16 protein-coding genes are annotated in these 18,194 nt (G+C 74.0%); 9 read left to right on the forward strand and 7 right to left on the reverse strand.

The genetic code is table 11. From position 1 onward, the window contains the following. Positions 1–20: 20 nt before the first annotated feature. On the reverse strand, positions 21–869 hold the full coding sequence (locus ACI8AF_RS11860) for a hypothetical protein (protein WP_456539907.1): 849 nt from the start codon (positions 867–869) through the stop codon (positions 21–23). 169 nt (positions 870–1,038) lie between these two features. Here ACI8AF_RS11860 and nucS point away from each other — a divergent pair, with 169 nt between their 5' ends. The 3 genes from nucS (at position 1,039) to ACI8AF_RS11875 (ending at position 3,957) form a co-directional block, all read left to right on the forward strand. Then, the gene (gene nucS, locus ACI8AF_RS11865; protein ID WP_456539908.1) at positions 1,039–1,710 is read left to right on the forward strand and encodes an endonuclease NucS; all 672 of its coding nucleotides are present in this window, start codon (positions 1,039–1,041) and stop codon (positions 1,708–1,710) included. Between the two features lie 151 nt (positions 1,711–1,861). Further along, complete coding sequence (locus ACI8AF_RS11870) at positions 1,862–3,643, forward strand: 3-hydroxyacyl-CoA dehydrogenase family protein (RefSeq protein WP_456539909.1); 1,782 nt, start codon at positions 1,862–1,864, stop codon at positions 3,641–3,643. A 107-nt stretch (positions 3,644–3,750) separates the two neighbouring features. After that, complete coding sequence (locus ACI8AF_RS11875) at positions 3,751–3,957, forward strand: hypothetical protein (protein ID WP_456539910.1); 207 nt, start codon at positions 3,751–3,753, stop codon at positions 3,955–3,957. A gap of 3 nt (positions 3,958–3,960) precedes the next feature. Here ACI8AF_RS11875 and ACI8AF_RS11880 read toward each other — a convergent pair whose 3' ends face one another. The 4 genes from ACI8AF_RS11880 to mce all read right to left on the reverse strand — a co-directional run bounded on the left by ACI8AF_RS11880 (position 3,961) and on the right by mce (position 8,517). Further along, positions 3,961–5,166, reverse strand: coding sequence for a class F sortase (locus ACI8AF_RS11880; RefSeq protein WP_456539911.1), 1,206 nt, complete (start codon positions 5,164–5,166; stop codon positions 3,961–3,963). A gap of 83 nt (positions 5,167–5,249) precedes the next feature. Beyond that, complete coding sequence (locus tag ACI8AF_RS11885) at positions 5,250–6,467, reverse strand: DivIVA domain-containing protein (protein WP_456539912.1); 1,218 nt, start codon at positions 6,465–6,467, stop codon at positions 5,250–5,252. 146 nt (positions 6,468–6,613) lie between these two features. Further along, positions 6,614–7,945, reverse strand: a complete 1,332-nt coding sequence (ccrA, locus tag ACI8AF_RS11890; protein ID WP_456539913.1) for a crotonyl-CoA carboxylase/reductase — start codon at positions 7,943–7,945, stop codon at positions 6,614–6,616. 116 nt (positions 7,946–8,061) lie between these two features. After that, a complete protein-coding gene (mce, locus tag ACI8AF_RS11895) occupies positions 8,062–8,517 on the reverse strand; it encodes a methylmalonyl-CoA epimerase (protein WP_456539914.1) in 456 nt (151 codons plus the stop codon). A gap of 179 nt (positions 8,518–8,696) precedes the next feature. Between mce and ACI8AF_RS11900 the strand changes: the two genes are divergently transcribed. The 3 genes from ACI8AF_RS11900 to ACI8AF_RS11910 are packed head-to-tail and all read left to right on the forward strand — an operon-like array spanning position 8,697 to position 12,410. After that, on the forward strand, positions 8,697–9,884 hold the full coding sequence (locus ACI8AF_RS11900; RefSeq protein WP_456539915.1) for an acetyl-CoA C-acetyltransferase: 1,188 nt from the start codon (positions 8,697–8,699) through the stop codon (positions 9,882–9,884). After that, on the forward strand, positions 9,881–10,903 hold the full coding sequence (gene meaB / locus ACI8AF_RS11905; RefSeq protein WP_456539916.1) for a methylmalonyl Co-A mutase-associated GTPase MeaB: 1,023 nt from the start codon (positions 9,881–9,883) through the stop codon (positions 10,901–10,903). The genes ACI8AF_RS11900 and meaB overlap by 4 nt, the downstream gene beginning before the upstream one ends. A 37-nt stretch (positions 10,904–10,940) precedes the next feature. Beyond that, complete coding sequence (locus ACI8AF_RS11910) at positions 10,941–12,410, forward strand: phytoene desaturase family protein (protein WP_456539917.1); 1,470 nt, start codon at positions 10,941–10,943, stop codon at positions 12,408–12,410. A gap of 53 nt (positions 12,411–12,463) precedes the next feature. On the opposite strand, the gene ACI8AF_RS11915 is transcribed toward ACI8AF_RS11910, so the two are convergent. Continuing rightward, the gene (locus tag ACI8AF_RS11915) at positions 12,464–13,354 is read right to left on the reverse strand and encodes a DUF559 domain-containing protein (RefSeq protein ID WP_456539918.1); all 891 of its coding nucleotides are present in this window, start codon (positions 13,352–13,354) and stop codon (positions 12,464–12,466) included. Positions 13,355–13,500: 146 nt separating this feature from the next. Between ACI8AF_RS11915 and ACI8AF_RS11920 the strand changes: the two genes are divergently transcribed. The 3 genes from ACI8AF_RS11920 to ACI8AF_RS11930 are packed head-to-tail and all read left to right on the forward strand — an operon-like array spanning position 13,501 to position 16,765. Further along, complete coding sequence (locus ACI8AF_RS11920; protein WP_456539919.1) at positions 13,501–14,034, forward strand: MarR family winged helix-turn-helix transcriptional regulator; 534 nt, start codon at positions 13,501–13,503, stop codon at positions 14,032–14,034. A gap of 32 nt (positions 14,035–14,066) precedes the next feature. Next, a complete protein-coding gene (locus ACI8AF_RS11925; RefSeq protein ID WP_456539920.1) occupies positions 14,067–15,746 on the forward strand; it encodes an acyl-CoA mutase large subunit family protein in 1,680 nt (559 codons plus the stop codon). 50 nt (positions 15,747–15,796) lie between these two features. After that, positions 15,797–16,765, forward strand: a complete 969-nt coding sequence (locus ACI8AF_RS11930; RefSeq protein WP_456539921.1) for a tetratricopeptide repeat protein — start codon at positions 15,797–15,799, stop codon at positions 16,763–16,765. A gap of 5 nt (positions 16,766–16,770) precedes the next feature. Here ACI8AF_RS11930 and ACI8AF_RS11935 read toward each other — a convergent pair whose 3' ends face one another. After that, on the reverse strand, positions 16,771–18,159 hold the full coding sequence (locus tag ACI8AF_RS11935) for a neutral zinc metallopeptidase (protein WP_456539922.1): 1,389 nt from the start codon (positions 18,157–18,159) through the stop codon (positions 16,771–16,773). Positions 18,160–18,194 lie beyond the last annotated feature (35 nt).

Consider the following 18,194-nt stretch of genomic DNA (forward strand, 5'->3'; position numbering starts at 1 on the left):
AGGGCCGGGGCGCCGTCGTCTCAGCCCTCGTGCAGGTCCGCGCACCCGGTCTCGTGCGGCAGCAGCGGCCGGAAGGTCAGCGACCACCGGGCGCCGTCGGCCGACAGCCACGGGGTGAGCCGGTTGGCCGCGCGCGCGGCCTCGAGCACCGGCGCGGTCTGCTCGCCGCCGGCGAGCACGCAGGTGAGGCCGAGCGGCTCGTCGAAGGGCTCGCCGGGCAGCGGCGGACCGGGCCACGCGGTGTCGGGCTGGGGGAACTCCGGCTCGGCGGCGTAGGGGGTGACGAGCGCGGCCACCGCCGCCGGCTCGTACGGCTCCGTGGCCGCGGCGCCGAGCCCGGTCAGCTCGTCGAGGAAGCCCCTCAGCTCCGCGCGGGCGGCCACCTGCTCCTCGGTGAGGCCGTCCTCGGCGCCCTCCACGAGGGCGTACACCTCGCGGACGATGGTCTCCAGCCCGGTGGACACCGTGAAGCGGGTGGTGGGCACGTCGGCGATCGGCGGCATCCCCAGGTCGGCGGTGTCGCCGACACCGGCCTCGAGGGCGGCGTCGACGAGCTCCTGCACCTCGTCCTCGCCGATCTGCCGGACCTGCACGTTGGGCAGGGCGGGCCCGGGGTAGATCGCCGGCACCGGCCCGTCGGTGAGGACGCGGCCGTCGCCGTACACGCTCACCAGCGGCAGCCGCGCGGCGGCCGTCTGCGGCATCACGAACCCGCCGGTCCACGCCACCTGCAGCACGAGGTCGTCGGCGGCGTAGGGGTAGGGGCCCTCGGTCCCGCCGCCGCCACCGCCGTCGTCGGCGGCCGGTGCCGCGCACGCCGCCAGCACGAGCAGCAGCACCGCCGCCACCGTCGTCCGGATCGTCGTCACGGCCCTAGGACGACCCACGGGACGCGCCGGTTCCGGCCCGTGCCGGCGACGAGGGAGAAGGTCGCCGGCACGACGACGGCTCCGCTGCACACCGGGGACCTTGGCGCACCGCCCGCGACACGAGCCCGCGACACGCTGTGACGGAACCGGACGGGTAGCGTCGGCGCCCGTGCGTCTGGTCATCGCCCGCTGCTCCGTCGACTACTTCGGGCGGCTGACCGCCCACCTGCCCATGGCCACGCGGCTGCTGCTGGTCAAGGCCGACGGCTCGGTGTCGATCCACGCCGACGACCGCGCGTACAAGCCGCTCAACTGGATGAGCCCGCCCTGCACGCTCAGGGACGAGCTCACCGACGGCGCCGGCACGTGGACGGTCACCAACAAGGCCGGCGAGCAGCTGGTCATCACCGTCGAGGCGGTCGAGCACGACTCCTCGCACGACCTCGGTGTCGACCCGGGCCTGCAGAAGGACGGCGTCGAGGCCGAGCTGCAGCGGCTGCTGGCCCTGCACGTGGAGACCTTCGGCGCCGGGTGGTCGCTGGTCCGCCGCGAGTACCCGACCGCGATCGGCCCGGTCGACCTGCTCTGCCGGGACGCCAGCGGCACCACCGTCGCGGTCGAGGTGAAGCGGCGGGGGGAGATCGACGGCGTCGAGCAGCTGACCCGCTACCTCGAGCTGCTCAACCGCGACCCGCTGCTGGCGCCGGTCAAGGGCGTCTTCGCCGCGCAGGAGATCAAGCCGCAGGCGCGGGTGCTCGCGCAGGACCGCGGGATCGACTGCCTGACCGTCGACTACGCCGTCCTCAAGGGCACCGACGACCCCTCCCAGCGCCTCTTCTGAACGGTAGAAGGACCCCGTCCTCCTCACCCCTGGCAAGCTCGGGGCGAGCCTCGGGACGGGGCCTGGTTACCGACCAGTAGACCACCGCGCGCGGCCGCGCCCGCGGGTGAGAGACTTCCTGCGATCCGCGGACGGCAGGAGGAGTGGCAGCGTGGCCAGAGAACTGACCGAGGTCGGCGTCGTGGGGCTGGGCACCATGGGTGCCGGCATCACCGAGGTGCTCGCCCGCGCCGGGCTGCACGTGACCGCCGTCGAGGTGGGCGAGGAGGCGCTGGGGCGCGGCCGCGGGCACCTCGAGCACTCCACCGACCGCGCGGTCAGCCGCGGCAAGCTCGACCCGGCCGAGCGCGACGCGATCTTCGAGCGGATCCGGTTCAGCACCTCGCTGGAGGACCTCGCGCAGGCCGAGCTGGTCATCGAGGCCGTGCCCGAGCGCATGGAGCTCAAGACCGAGATCTTCGCCGCGCTGGACAAGATCTGCCCGGCCGACACGATCCTGGCGACCAACACCTCGAGCCTGTCGGTCACCGAGCTCTCGGTCGCCACCGGCCGCCCGAGCAAGGTCATCGGGATGCACTTCTTCAACCCGGCGCCGGTCATGAAGCTGGTCGAGGTGGTGCGCACCGTCGTCACCGACCCCGCGGTCATCGAGGACGTCGAGGCGCTGGCCGAGCGGCTGGGCAAGGTCGACGTCACCATCGGCGACAAGGCCGGCTTCATCGCCAACGCGCTGCTGTTCGGCTACCTCAACCACGCCGTCTCGATGTACGAGAACCGGTACGCCAGCCGTGAGGACATCGACGCGGCGATGCGGCTGGGCTGCGGCCTACCCATGGGCCCGCTCGCGCTGATGGACCTCATCGGCATCGACACCGCCTACGAGATCCTCGACACGATGTACAAGCAGTCGCGCGACCGGCTGCACGCACCCAGCCCGATCATCAAGCAGATGATGACCGCGGGCCTGCTGGGCCGGAAGACCGGCCGCGGCTTCTACACCTACGCCGAGCGCGACTCCGCCCAGGTGGTGCCGGACGCGCTGACGCCGGCCGAGGGTGGTGCCTCCGAGGGGGCGCGGCCGGTGTCGAAGGTCGGCGTCGTCGGCTCGGGCACGATGGCCACCGGCATCATCGAGGTGGTCGCCAAGGGCGGCTTCGACGTCACCTTCGTCGCCCGCACCCTGGACAAGGTCGAGGCGGTGCAGTCCGTGCTCGCGAAGTCCCTGGACAAGCAGGTCTCCCGCGGCCGGCTGGAGGAGTCGCAGCGCGACGAGGTCCTGGGCCGGATCCGCGGCACCACCTCGCTGGACGACCTCGCCGACGTCGACCTCGTCATCGAGGCGGTCGTCGAGCACCTGGGCACCAAGCAGGCGCTCTTCGCCAACCTGGGCGAGATCTGCAAGCCGGGGGCGGTGCTGGCCACCACGACGTCCAGCCTGCCGGTCATCGAGTGCGCCAAGGCCAGCGAGCGGCCCGCCGACGTCGTCGGCATGCACTTCTTCAACCCGGCCCAGGTGATGAAGCTGGTCGAGGTGGTCTCCACGATCGCCACCGCGCCCGACGTCGCCGCCACCGCGCACGCCGTGAGCGCACAGCTGGGCAAGCACGCGGTCTCCTGCACCGACCGCGCCGGGTTCATCGTCAACGCGCTGCTGTTCCCCTACCTCAACGACGCGGTGAAGATGCTCGAGGCGCACTACGCGACCGCCGACGACATCGACGCCGCGATGAAGGTCGGCTGCGGCTACCCGATGGGCCCGTTCGAGCTGCTCGACGTCGTCGGCCTCGACGTCTCGCTGGCGATCGAGCGCGAGCTCTACACCGAGTTCCGCGAGCCGGGCTTCGCGCCGGCGCCGCTGCTCGAGCACCTGGTCACCGCGGGCTACCTGGGTCGCAAGACCGGGCGCGGCTTCCGGGACTACGCGAACCGCTGACGGCGGTGCCGCGGCGCAGGAGGGGTGGTCCGTCGGCGCCCGGTCGACGGTCCGGCCCCCCGCCCCGGCGCGAGGCCGTCGAGGAGGCCACGGACGGCGACTGGGTCGTGCGGGCGCTGACCGGCTCGGCGTCCACCAAGGCCTACCGGTGCCCAGGCTGCGACCAGGAAATCCGGCCGGCGACGCCGCACGTGGTCACCTGGCCGGCCTACGCCCGCGACTCCGACCTCGACCCCTGGGACACCGACTCGGCCGCCGACCAGCGGCGGCACTGGCACACCGCCTGCTGGCGGGCCCGCAGCCGCCGCTTCTAGCCCTCACGGCGCCAGCCGGGCGGACACCACGACGTTGTCGACGTAGCTGCGCTCGCCCCGGTCGAAGTCGCCGCCGCAGGTGATCAGCCGCAGCTGGGCGTCCGGCGTGGGTGCGTACACCTCGCCGGCCGGGAACGCCGTCTTGGGGTAGCGCGCCGTTCCGGTCACCACGAACCGGGCCGAGGTCCCGTCGGCGCGGTCGACGAGCACCGCGTCGCCCGGGCCGAGCCGGTCGAGCCCGTGGAAGACCGCCGGGCCCAGGTAGGAGTCGACGTGGCCGGCGATGACCGCCGGTCCCGGGTCGCCCGGCGCCGTCCCCGCCGAGAACCACCCGGCCCGGTCGAAGTCCGCCGGCGGGACGAGGACGCCGGCCGCGTCGACACCGAGCAGCGCCAGCGGGCTGTCGACGCCGATCGCCGGGATGCGCACGCGTACCGGCGCTGCGGCGGGCGGGCCCGCCACCGGCACGGGACGGGCGTCGGTCAGGGCGGCGACCAGCGCCAGTAGCCCGCCCAGGGGTGACGTGCCACCGGCCCCCGTCTCGACCCCGCCCACCGGCACCACGGGGGACGACGTGGCGTCGGGCACCAGGCGGACGTCGAGGCCACCGCCCTCGCGGTCGAGCAGCAGGAGGCTGTACACCGTGCCGGCCTCGACGGTGAGGGGGAGCTCCACGGGGGCGCCGCCGTCCGGAGCCACCCCGAGGGTCGTCGGCCCACCGGGGACGTCGGCGTACCCCCCGGCCTCCCCGAACTCGAGCCCCGAGGCGAGCGGCGCCCCGGGCACACCCACGTCGACCACCGGGGCTCCGGCGGCGGCCGCCAGGACGCGCACCCGGGCGCTCCCGCTCGGCGGCCGCGAGAGGTCGTCCGCGAGCACGGCCAGGGCCAGGTCGGCGAACGCGCCCACCCCGGCGACCGTGCTCGCCGTCCCGGGCCCGACCTCGACGCTGGTCGAGAGCACCGGGGGGCCGGCGGGGTCGGCGCCGGCGGCGCGCAGGCTGACCGTGTAGGTGCCGGGCGCCACCGGGGCGTAGTCCGAGACCGTGCCGTAACCGACCCCGGCGACCGTCACTGCCGGCACCGCGTCGCCGGGGTCGTCGACGGTCATGTCGACGGCGGGGGAGTCGGGGGACAGGTGCGCGACGCGCAGCAGGCCCTCGTCGGCCGCCGCGGCCGGGGACGGCGGCTGCAGGAATCCGGCCACCACCGTGGCGACGAGCAGAGCGACGGCGCGCCGGACACGCGACGGGCCCCCACGAGCGAGGTCGCGGGGGCCCGGGGCGTGCGGGTTCAGCGGCGGCCCTGGCTCGGCGACTCGATGACCTGGGTCTGCGGTGCCGGGGCGGGCGTGGGGCCGGTCGAGCCACTGCCCGACGGCGTCGGGGACGGCGACGGACGCGGCGGCACGGGCACCCGGGCGCCGCCGGTGGCCGGCTCCTGCGCGGCCGAGGGCTGCACCTGGGGCTGCGGCTTGGTCGCGGGCCGCCGCTCGGTCGGCTGGTCGACGGTCACCGCGGGCTGGACGGCGGTCGGCGGGCCGGCCGGGGTCGGGGCCGTCGGCGCGTCCTGCCGGATCGGCTGGCGGGCGGCCGCCGACTCGCCCTCCGCGGTGCGGACGGTGAGCTGGTTGGTCGTCGGGCCCGTGGGCTGGGGACGGCGCTCCTCGGTGGGGGCCGGGCGCTCGGCCTGCGGGCGCTCGACCTGCGGGCGGTCGCCGAGGTCGGGCAGGCTGCTCAGCAGCTGGCGCGCCTGCAGCAGCCGGGAGGTCAGCTCGTCGCGCACCTCCCGGATCGCCGCCGCCTTGGCCTCGGCCTCGGCGACGATCTGCGCGGCGTGCTGCTCGGCGGCGGCCACCCGCTGGCGGGCGGCCTGCGTGGAGACCCGCTCGCGCTCCTCCTCCTGCCGGGCGGCCTCCGCGCGCTTGGTGCGCAGCGCGATCTCGAAGTCCTCCTCGGCCTTGGCGCGGCGGGCCTGCGACTCGGCGTCGAGGCGCGCGACGCGCTCCTGGGCCTTCTGCACCAGCTCGTCGGCGCGGATCTGCGCCTTGGTGGCGATCTGCTCGGCGTTCTGGCGGGCCTCGGCGAGCATCCGCTCGACCTCGGCCTGGCCGGCGGCGTGCCGCTCGGCCATGGCGCGCTCCTCGGCCGCGGTCTGCTCACGCACCGCCTGGGCGTCGCGCTCGGCGACGGCGCGGATGTCGGCGGCCTCCTCCTCGGCCAGCCGGAGCATGTGCGAGATGCGCTCGCTCATGTTCTCGAAGGTCGGGGCGGCGGCGGTCGCGGCCCGACGGCGCAGCTGCTCGATCTCGCCGTGCATCGCCGAGAGCTGGCCGGCGAGGTCGGAGGAGCGGGCGACCGCGGCATCCCGGTCGGCGATCGCGATGCGGAAATCCGCCTCGAGGCGCTCGATCGTCTCCGCGACCTGGTTGCGGTCGTAGCCCCGCAGCACCACGTCGAAGGAGTGCTGAGCCTCGTGCATCGGGATCATGTCGCGGTGCGGGTCGCTCATGGGGCCATCCTCTCAGACATCGGGGTCGGCCCGGGCGTGTCGGGGGGAGTCGGGGCGCGGTTCCCAGCTGGTTGACAGCAACCGCGCCCGGCCCCGTCCAGGGACCCGGCCCGAGCGTGCGAGGGTCGGGGGGGACAGGGTGTTCTTCACACCCCGCGGAAGCGGTTGATCTGCTGCTCGAAGCGGGCGCGCTTCTCGGTGTCGCGGACGCCGAGGCCCTCCTGGGGGGCCAGGGTGAGGACGCCGACCTTGCCCTGGTGGGCGTTGTTCTTCACGTCGAGGGCGGCCTGGCCGACGTCGGCCATCGCGTAGGTCTTCGACAGCGTGGGGTGGATCAGGCCCTTGTCGATGAGCCGGTTGGCCTCCCACGCCTCCTTGTAGTTGGCGAAGTGCGACCCGATGATCCGCTTGAGGTTCATCCACAGGTAGCGGTTGTCGTAGGAGTGCATGTACCCGCTGGTGGAGGCGCAGGTGACGATCGTGCCGCCCTTCTTGGCGACGTAGATGGATGCGCCGAAGGTCTCCCGGCCGGGGTGCTCGAAGACGATGTCGACGTCGTCCCCTCCGGTCAGCTCGCGGATCCGCTTGCCGAACCGCTGCCACTCCTTGGGGTCCTGGGTGTCCTCGTCCTTCCAGAACCTGTAGCCCTCGGCGTTGCGGTCGATGACCAGCTCGGCGCCCATGGCGCGGCAGATGTCAGCCTTCTCCGGGCTGGAGACGACGCAGACGGGGATCGCGCCGCCGTTGAGGGCCATCTGGGTGGCGTAGGAGCCCAGCCCGCCCGAGGCGCCCCAGATGAGGACGACGTCGCCCTGCTTCATCTGCGCGCCGTTGTGGCTGACCAGCTGCCGGTAAGCGGTGGAGTTGACCAGCCCCGGCGCGGCCGCCTCCTCCCAGGACAGGTGGGCCGGCTTGGGCATCAGCTGGTTGGTCTTGACCAGGGCCAGCTCGGCCAGGCCGCCGAAGTTGGTCTCGAAGCCCCAGATCCGCTGCTGCGGGTCGAGCATCGTGTCGTCGTGCCCGGCGGCGTCCTCGAGCTCGACCGACAGGCAGTGCGCGACCACCTCGTCGCCGGGCTGCCACTTGCTCACGCCCGGGCCGGTGCGCAGCACGACGCCGGCCAGGTCGGAGCCGACCACGTGGTAGGGCAGGTCGTGCCGCTTGGAGAGGTCGTTGAGCCGGCCGTAGCGCTGCAGGAACCCGAAGGTCGACACCGGCTCGAAGATCGACGTCCAGACGGTGTTGTAGTTCACCGACGAGGCCATGACCGCGACGATCGCCTCGCCCGGGCCGAGCTCCGGCGTCGCCACCTCCTCCACGTGCAGCGACTTGCGCGGGTCCTTGTCCTTGGTGGCCAGGCCCTCGAACATGTCCTGCTCGTCCTTGCGCACCACTACCGCCCGGTAGGACTCGGGCACCGGCAGCCCGGCCACGGCGTCCAGCTGGTCGGCGAGGATGGCGTCCCTGATCTCGTTCACTGCGTCTCCCGGGGTCTTCGTCGGCTGCGGGGGTGCGGTGCGGGCGGGGGAGGGCCCGGCGGTGCGGACTGCGGGCGGATGTTACCGGTCGGTAACCGGTACCGCGAGTTCGAGGTTCAGTGGCCGGTGGCGGCCGGCTGGACGAGCTCCACGAGGACGCCGCCGGCGTCCTTGGGGTGCACGAAGTTCACCCGGCTGTCCGACGTCCCGCGCCTGGGGACGTCGTAGAGCAGCCGCAGCCCCCGCTCGCGCAGCGTGGCGCTGACCGCCTCGACGTCGTCCACCCGGAAGGCCAGCTGCTGCAGCCCCGGGCCGCTGCGCCCGATGAACTTGGCGATCGTGGACTCCGGCGTCAGCGGGGCGAGCAGCTGGATGCGCGTCTCGCCGTCACCGACGGCGAGCATCGCCTCGCGGACGCCCTGCTCCTCGTTCGTCTCCTCGTGCACCGAGCGGACGCCGAAGGCCGTCGCGTAGAAGGCGATCGCCTCGTCCAGGTCGGGGACGGCGATGCCGACGTGGTCGATCGTGGTGAACAGGTCCTGGGGCAGACCCGTGCGCTCCTCGGAGGTCATCCCGGCATCGTGGCGCAAGACGTCTCAGACGACATCCCGGTGTGGGAGGCATCACGTCCCGGGTTCTCGTCTGGGTCGGGCGCCGGTCGCCGTCCTATCCTGAGCGGCAGCCCGACGCACCCCCTGGTGCGCCCCGAGACTCGGTCGCCGGCGACGGCGGCCCGGCACTGGAGGCCCCCATGCCCCGATCGGTCATCGTCAGCGGCGCCCGCACCCCCATGGGCCGCCTGCTCGGCTCGCTCAAGGACTTCTCCGCCGCCGACCTCGGCGGTGTGGCGATCAAGGCCGCGCTGGAGCGGGCCGGGATCTCCGGCGACCAGGTCGACTACGTGATCATGGGCCAGGTCATCCAGGCCGGCGCCGGCCAGAACCCGGCCCGCCCGGCCGCGGTGGCCGCCGGCATCCCCATGTCGGTGCCGTCGTTCACGCTCAACAAGGTCTGCCTCTCCGGCATCGACGCGATCGCGCTGGCCGACCAGCTGATCCGCGCCGGTGAGTTCGAGGTGGTCGTGGCCGGCGGCATGGAGTCGATGACCCAGGCGCCGCACCTGCTGATGAACTCGCGCACCGGCACCAAGTACGGCGACACCGCGCTGGTCGACGCCATGGCCCACGACGGGCTGTCGGACACGTTCGACCAGATCGCGATGGGTGCGCTCACCGAGCGCGCCAACGCCGCCTACGAGCTCACCCGCGAGGAGCAGGACGCCTTCGCCGCCGCCTCGCACCAGCGGGCCGCGGCCGCGCAGAAGAACGGCCTGTTCGACGACGAGGTCGCCCCGGTGCTCATCCCGCAGCGCAAGGGCGACCCGATCGAGTTCCGCGAGGACGAGGGCATCCGCGCCGACACGACGGTGGAGAGCCTCTCGAAGCTGAAGCCGGCCTTCGCCAAGGACGGCACGATCACCGCCGGCACCGCGTCGCAGATCTCCGACGGCGCCTGCGCGGTCGTGGTCATGAGCGCCGAGAAGGCCGCCGAGCTCGGCCTCACGCCGCTCGCCGAGATCGGCGCGCACGGCGTCGTCGCCGGGCCGGACGCCACCCTGCAGACGCAACCGTCGCGGGCGATCGCCAAGGCCTGCGCGCGCGAGGGCATCGACCCGAAGGACCTCGACCTGGTCGAGATCAACGAGGCGTTCGCCGCCGTCGGCATCGTCTCCACCCGCGAGCTCGGCCTCGACCCGGAGAAGGTCAACGTCAACGGGGGCGCCATCGCGCTCGGCCACCCGGTCGGCATGAGCGGGGCCCGGATCGTGCTGCACCTGGCCCTGGAGCTCGGCCGCCGCGGCGGCGGTGTGGGTGCCGCGGCCCTGTGCGGCGGCGGCGGTCAGGGCGACGCGCTGGTCCTGCACGTGCCCGCTCGTTGACCGACGGAACCGCGGTCCAGGCGCCGGCCCCCGCCGCCCCGCTCGGGCGGCGCGGGCGGCGGCAGGCCGACGTCCCCGACCTCGTCGCGCGTGCCCGTCAGGGCGACGCGCGGGCGGTCGCCCGGCTGATCTCCCTGGTGGAGGACGCCAGCCCGGCGCTGCGCGAGGTCGCCGTCGCGCTGGCCCCGCACGCCGGGGGAGCGCAGGTGATCGGCCTGACCGGGTCGCCGGGGGTCGGCAAGTCGACCACGACGACCGCGCTGGTCCGCGCCTTCCGGCAGGCCGGCAAGCGGGTGGGGGTGCTCGCCGTCGACCCGTCGTCCCCGTTCTCCGGGGGAGCGCTGCTCGGCGACCGCGTGCGCATGCAGGACCACGCCGGCGACAGCGGCGTCTTCATCCGCTCGATGGCCTCCCGCGGTCACCTGGGCGGGCTGGCCTGGGCCACGCCGCAGGCCCTCCGGGTGCTGGACGCGGCCGGGTGCGACGTCGTCCTCGTCGAGACCGTCGGGGTCGGCCAGTCGGAGCTGGAGATCGCCTCGCTGGCCGACACCACGCTGGTGCTGGTGGCGCCGGGCATGGGCGACGGCATCCAGGCGGCCAAGGCCGGGATCCTCGAGGTCGCCGACGTCTTCGTCGTCAACAAGGCCGACCGGGACGGCGCCGAGCAGACCGTGCGCGACCTGCGCTACATGCTGTCGCTGGGCGGGCGGCACTCCGAGGCCGGCGCCTGGCGGCCGCCGATCGTGAAGACCGTCGCCGCCCGCGACAAGGACAACGGCATCGACGACGTGCTGACCAAGGTGGACGACCACCGGGCGTGGCTCGACTCCTCCGGCGAGGGGCACCGCCGGCGCACCGAGCGGGCCGCCGCCGAGATCGAGGCCATCGCGCTCGCGGCGCTGCGCGAGCGGCTCGGTGACGTGCACGGCTCGGCCGCCCTCGGCGCGCTGGCCGGCAAGGTGGTCGCGGGGGAGACCGACCCGTACTCGGCGGCCGACGAGCTGGTCGCGCAGCTCTAGACGTTCGACCCGGCCCCGTGGGGGGAAGGGAGCCGCGGTGAACGGAGAGCCGGACGCCGTCGTCGTCGGAGCCGGGCCGAACGGGCTGGCGGCCGCGCTGCGGCTGGCCGCGGCCGGCCTGCGGGTGCGGGTGGTGGAGGCGGCGGAGCGCCCCGGCGGCGGGATGCGCACCGAGGAGCTGATGCGCCCCGGCTACCACCACGACGTGTGCTCGATCGTGCAGCCGATGGCCGCGGCCGCGCCGTTCTTCCGCGAGTTCGACCCCGAGAGCCACGGCGTGCGGCTGGTGCACCCCGAGCTCAACTACGCCCACCCGCTCGACGGCGGCCGGGCCGCGGTGTCGCACCGGTCGCTCGAGGAGACCGCGGCCGGGCTCGGGCCCGACGCCGACGCCTACCGGCGGCTGTTCGAGCCGCTGGTCGCGCACGGCACCGACGTCGTCGACTTCTTCCTCACCAGCCGGCTGCGGGCGCTGCCGACCCGGAGCCCCCTGCAGATCGCGCACTTCGGGCTCAACGGGCTGCCGAACGTGCGCTGGCTGGCGCGCCGCTACTTCCGGACCGAGGAGGCGCAGGCGCTGCTCGGCGGGGCGGCGGCGCACGGCATGCTCGACCTGAGCCAGCCGCTGACCTCCGCGCTGGGCATGCTGCTGACGATGCTCGCCCACCACGTGGGCTGGCCGCTGGTCGAGGGCGGCTCGCAGAAGCTGGCCGACGCGATGGTCACCGCGCTGCAGGAGCAGGGCGGTGAGGTGGTCACCGGCCACCACGTGACCGACCTGCGCGAGTTCGAGGGCGTCCCGGCCGTGCTCCTGAACACCACGCCCGAGGCGTTCGTCGCGATGGCCGGCGACCGGGTGCACGAGGGCTACCGCCGGTGGGTGTCGCGGTACCGGCACGGCGCCGGCGTGTTCAAGGTCGACTGGATCCTGTCCGAGCCGGTGCCGTGGACCAACCCCGACGTCCGCCGGGCCGGCACGATCCACGTCGCCGGCACGCTCGAGGAGACGATCGCCGGCGAGCGGGCGCCGAACGAGGGCCGGCTGACCGACAAGCCGTACGTGCTGGCCGTGCAGCCCACGGTGCCCGACCCCACCCGGGCGCCCGAGGGTGGGCACGTCTTCTGGGCCTACGTGCACGTCCCGCACGGCGCGGACGTCGACGTCACCGAGGCGATCGAGAACCAGATCGAGCGGTTCGCGCCCGGCTTCCGCGACACGGTCGTCGAGCGGGTCACCAAGAACGCCGTCGAGATGGAGCGGTGGAACCCCAGCTACGTCGGCGGCGACATCTCCAACGGCCAGGCGACGCTGCGCCAGATGCTCGCCCGCCCGGTGCCGCGGTGGAACACCTACAAGACGCCCGTGGACGGCGTGTACCTCGCCTCGGCCGCGACGCCGCCCGGGCCCGCGGTGCACGGCGCCTGCGGCGACAACGCCGCGCGGGTGGCGCTGCGCGAGGTCTTCGGCGTCCGGGAGGTCCCGCCCCTGAAGCCGCCGCTGCGCTGAGATCCGCGCCGTGGGCGCCCTCGGGCGCCTGCGAGCGGTGTCCCGGGCCCTCGTCACCGCCCGGAGACGTATCGCGACGCAGCCAGAGCCGCGGCGATCCGGGCGACCACGGCCACCGGGTCGGCGAGGTCCTCGGCGGTCACGAAGAGGACGGTCCACCCGGCCGCGGTGAGCCCGTTCAACCGTCGACGGTCGCTCGCCACGTTCTGCCCGTGCCAGCGTCCCTCGTACTCGACCGCGACCCTCGCCTCCGGCCAGGCGAAGTCCACGCGGGCGACGAATCCGCCGGCGTCCCGCACGACGTGCTGCGCGACCGGTCGTGGCAGCGGGGAACGGTGCATCAGCAACCGCAGCCGGGTCTCCTGCGGTGATCCGGCCAGCCCGTCGGCCAGTTCCACCGCCCGGCGCACGAGCCGGCACCCGGGGCCCGGGAGGACGCCGGCGGCGTCGCGGACATCGGTCAGGTCGAGCAGCCCGCTCCGGAGAAAGCGGTCGAGATCGACCACCGCGTCGTCGAGCGGTCGACGTCGGGCCAGATCGAGTGCCGTGCGGACCGGCGTGGTGACCGTGACCCTGCGGCGGCTGGTGACCTCGTCGGGTGCCAGGAGGCGGCGGGTGACCTCGACGCCGCGAACGGCGCCGGCCCGGCAGGACGGCTCGATCGCGCACTGGACGTCGTCGTCGGGCGCGGCCAGCTCGACTCCCCACACCACCGCCGCACTCCGGCCGGTGAGCACCGCGCCGCGGAGGAGCACCCCGGCCACGGCGACGGCGCGCAGTCGGTGGTCGAGCGGCAGCGAGGCGCAGGCGTAGACGTCGGGGAACAGCCGCTGCCAGGCGGAGCTGCGCAGCTGCGCCTTGGTGAGCAGACCCGACCGCACGGCCGTGGAGCCGCGGAAGATCTTCCCGCGGAGGCGGTCGGGCCGTGCGGGCGGCGGGGGCACGTCAGCACCCTGCCGGGGTGGGAGGGGAGTCAGGGGGCGTTGTCCACAGGCCGACGTCGCGATGCGCACGCGGGCGCGGTCCCGAGCGGGTGATACCTCTCCGCTGCGCATCCGGGTGCTGCGTACCGCCCGGTAGCGTTCCGGGCATGGTCCGTGCGCTGGGGTTGCCCTTCGACCCGATCGAGCGCGCCGGGGAGACCTGGGAGCAGCGCTTCGGTCCCGCCGCGGCGATGCGCGCGGCGACCTCCGTGTTCCGCGTGCAGCAGATCCTGCTCGCCCGCTTCGACGAGGTGCTCAAGCCGCACGAGCTGACGTTCGCGCGCTACGAGGTGCTGGTGCTGCTCACCTTCAGCCGCACCGGCCGGCTCCCGCTCAAGGTGATCGGCAGCCGGCTGATGGTGCACCCGACCAGCGTCACCAACGCGATCGACCGGCTGGTCGCGGCGGGCTACGTGGAGCGCCTGCCCAACCCCGCCGACGGCCGCGGGGTGCTGGCCGGGATCACCGAGGCGGGGCGCGCGGTCGTCGAGGTGGCCACCCGCGAGCTCACCGCGCTCGACTTCGGCCTGGGCGACCTGCCCGATGCCGAGCTGGACACCCTGTTCGACATCCTGCGGCGGGTCCGGCTGGGGGCGGGTGACGTGGCCGACGTCGCCCCGGCAGATAGTCGGACGTCCTAGCAGTTTTTGTTCGGACGTCCTAGCATCTCGGCATGAGCGACGACGCCCGGCAGCGGTGGCAGCAGCGGTACGACGCGGCGCTGGCCGCGGGGAAGGTCCGCGACGCCGACTTCACCACGCTGTCCGGCGTCGAGGTCGACCCCGTCTACGGCCCCGCTGACGAGTCCGCCGTCCCCGGCTTCGAGCGCATCGGCTACCCCGGCGAGTTCCCCTTCACCCGGGGCCTGCACGCCACCGGCTACCGCGGGCGGGCGTGGACCATCCGCCAGTTCGCCGGCTTCGGCAACGCCAAGCAGACCAACGAGCGCTACAAGATGATCCTCAAGGAGGGCGGTGGCGGCCTCTCCGTCGCCTTCGACATGCCGACCCTCATGGGCCGCGACTCCGACGACCCGCGCTCGCTCGGCGAGGTCGGCCACTGCGGCGTGGCCATCGACTCCGCCGCCGACATGGACGTCCTGTTCAGCGACATCCCGCTCGGCGACACGACGACGTCGATGACGATCAGCGGCCCCGCCGTCCCGGTCTTCTGCATGTACCTGGTGGCCGCCGAGCGCCAGGGCGTCGACCTCGGCCGGCTCAACGGCACGCTGCAGACCGACATCTTCAAGGAGTACATCGCGCAGAAGGAGTGGCTCTTCGCCCCCGAGCCCCACCTGCGCCTCATCGGCGACCTCATGGAGTACTGCGCCGAGAACATCCCGGCCTACAAGCCGATCTCGGTCTCGGGCTACCACATCCGCGAGGCCGGCTCGACCGCCGCGCAGGAGCTCGCCTACACCCTCGCCGACGGCTTCGCCTACGTGGAGCTCGGCCTGTCCCGCGGGCTCGACATCGAGACGTTCGCCCCCGGCCTGTCGTTCTTCTTCGACGCGCACGTCGACTTCTTCGAGGAGATCGCCAAGTTCCGCGCCGCCCGCCGGATCTGGGCCCGCTGGCTGCGCGACGTGTACGGCGCGAAGACGGAGAAGGCGCAGCAGCTGCGTTTCCACACCCAGACGGCGGGGGTCAGCCTCACCGCCCAGCAGCCGGACAACAACATCGTCCGGACGGCGCTGGAGGCGCTCTCCGCCGTCCTCGGGGGGACCCAGTCGCTGCACACCAACGCCCTCGACGAGGTCCTGGCGCTGCCCAGCGCCAAGGCCGCCCAGATCGCGCTGCGCACCCAGCAGGTGATCATGGAGGAGACCGGGGTCATGAACGTCGCCGACCCGCTCGGCGGCTCCTGGTACGTGGAGGCGCTCACCGACGACATCGAGCGCCAGGCCGAGGAGATCTTCGCCAGGATCAAGGAGATGGGCTCCGACGGCACGATGACCTCGGGCATCCTGCGCGGCATCGAGGAGGGCTGGTTCACCGGCGAGATCGCCGAGGCCGCGTTCGTGTACCAGCGCGCGCTGGAGAAGGGCGACAAGAAGGTCGTCGGGGTGAACACGCTGACCGGCTCGGTGGACGCCCACGACCAGCTCGACATCCTGCGGGTCAGCCACCAGGTGGAGAAGGACCAGAAGGCCGAGCTCGCCGACCGCCGTCGCGACCGTGACGACGAGGCCGCGCGCCGGGCCGTGGCCCGCATGGTCGAGGTGGCCCGCACCGAGGAGAACATGGTGCCCGCGATGCTGGACGCCGTCCGCGCGGAGGCCACCCTCGGCGAGATCTGCGACGCGCTGCGCGAGGAGTGGGGCAGCTACACGGAGCCCGCGAGGTTCTGAGCCCGACGGGGGTCCGACACGCCCGGTCGCGCGGTGGGATGATCGTCGCCATGCAGCCCACCCGTCCCGGACGTCCCGACCCGCGGGCTCAGGCGCAGCAGGCGCAGATGGCCGCCTCGCTGGCCGGTGCCGTCGACCTCGCCGCCGTCAAGGCCCGCTCGGAGGCGGCCGCGCGCGCCCAGGCGGCGCCACCTCCCAGCGCCGGCGCGCCGGCCGGCTCCCCGGGCAGCGCCGTCGTCGACGTCACCGAGGCGACCTTCCAGTCCGAGGTGCTCGACCGCTCCTTCCAGGTGCCGGTCGTGCTCGACCTCTGGGCCGAGTGGTGCGGGCCGTGCAAGCAGCTCTCCCCGGTCCTCGAGCGGCTGGCCGCCGAGGGCGGCGGCTCCTGGGTGCTGGCCAAGATCGACGTCGACGCCAACCCGGCGCTGGCCCAGGGCCTGCGGGTGCAGGGCATCCCGGCGGTCAAGGCGGTGTGGCAGGGCCAGCTGGTCGCCGAGTTCACCGGCGCCATCCCCGAGGAGCAGGCGCGGCAGTTCGTCACCGAGCTGGTGCGCGCGACCACCGGGGGAGCGGTCCCGGGCGGCGGCGAGCCCGACGACGCCGGACCCGAGGACCCGCGGCTCGACGCGGCCGAGGCCGCCCTGGAGCGCGGTGACCTGGCCGGCGCGGAGGCCGCCTACCAGGCGATCCTCGCCGAGGACCCGAACCACCCCGACGCCGCGCTCGCGCTGCGCCAGGTGCAGCTGTTCCGGCGCGCCGAGGAGGCCGGGCCGAACGCGCTGGCCGCAGCCGACGCCGCGCCCGACGACGTCGCCGCGCAGACCCGCGCCGCCGACTTCCTGCTCGGCACCGGCCAGGTGGAGGCCGCCTTCGACCGGCTGCTCGACGTCGTCCGCCGCACCTCGGGGGAGGACCGCGACCAGGCCCGCACCCACCTGATCGAGCTGTTCGCGGTCGTCGGCGACCAGGACCCGCGCGTGGGCACGGCCCGCCGGCAGCTCTCGCTGGCGCTCTTCTAGGCCGCTCAGGCCTGCACGTCGCAGGGCCCGGGACCGCCGACGAAGCCGTTGCGGAGCAGGTCGACCAGCTCGAAACCGGTCAGGTCGACGTCGGGCAGCACGGCCGGGTCCCGGGCGTGCTGCAGCAGGAACTGCACGCTCTCGTCCAGGTCCCCGGGGGAGACCGTCGCGGTCCGGAGGGAGCCGGCCACCAGCTCGGCGCTGAACCAGCCGGTCAGGCACACCGCGGACCGGTAGGCGTCCTCGCCGTCGGCGGCGAGACCGAGCTGGTCGCGGGCGGCCAGGGCGTAGCCGATCGAGACCGCCGTGATCACGGCGTAGTCCCCGATCTCCCCGTAGAGGGGCCGGCCCAGGTCGGTGTCGTCGAACCCCACGACAGGACCGTCCGCGCAGTAGACGAGGTCGAGGTCGTCGACGGCGCACGCCGGCGGTCCGGTCCGGAACACGGTCAGCTCGGGCGCCTCGAACCGGCTCCCGCCCAGGGCCGGGAGCGCGGCCTCCCAGAACTCGGTCAGCGAGTCCTCGATCAACGTCGGCAGGTCCCCGTAGGGGGCGTTGCCCCGGTTGGCGAAGTCCTGGTCGGTGGTGAACGGGCTCTGGGTGAACACGCGCTCCGGTCCGAAGTCGTCCCGGCAGGCGGCCGGTCCGTCGTCGAAGCCCTCCTGGAAGGCCGAGACCCGGTCGAAGCCGGAGCCGTGCGCCGCCTGGCCCGCCGGGCTGGTGCCCACGGGGTCGCGGAGCAGCAGGTAGCCCTGCAGGAGCTGGTCGAGCTCCGCCGGGCGCAGCTGCGTGTACCGGGCCTCGCCGTCGGCGACCCAGCCGGTCCAGGCGCCGGCGAGGCAGTCCGCCTGCGTCTCCGTGGCGATCGAGGACTGCGGGGAGCCGACCCGGGCCTGGATCGCGTGCCCGAACTCGTGTGCGGTGACCAGGTCGGGGAGGAACCTCCCGTACTCGTCGGCCAGACGGCCCAGGAAGGCCCGGTCGTAGCTGATCGAGTCCGAGTGCGGGGCGTCCGGCGCCGAGCAGTAGAAGGCGTTGCCCTCCACGTCGCGCGGATCGGTCCCGCAGCCGATCCCCTGCGGGTAGGCGGCCGGATCGACGTCGTCCGGGTCCACGCTGAAGAAGCCGCCCTGCAGCGGCTGGAACTGCGTGCCGAACACGTCGGGGAAGCGGCTGCTCCAGAAGTCCTGGAGGTCGGCGAGCGCGTTGCGCACCCGGGCGTCGACCGGGTCGTCGGTGGCCCCGACGACGGTGATCTCGCCGCTGCCGACGTCGGAGGTCGGTGGCGACTGCGAGCCGGGCCGGCCGATGACGACGAACGAGCACCCGGTGAGGGTCAGGACGGCGAGCAGCGCGGCGAGCGCCGTCCCCCGGCGGGTGCGAGCGGTGTCCACACCCCGCCAGTGCCCGCGCCGACGGCCGGCAACCC

The organism is Blastococcus sp. SYSU D00669, from assembly GCF_054050715.1.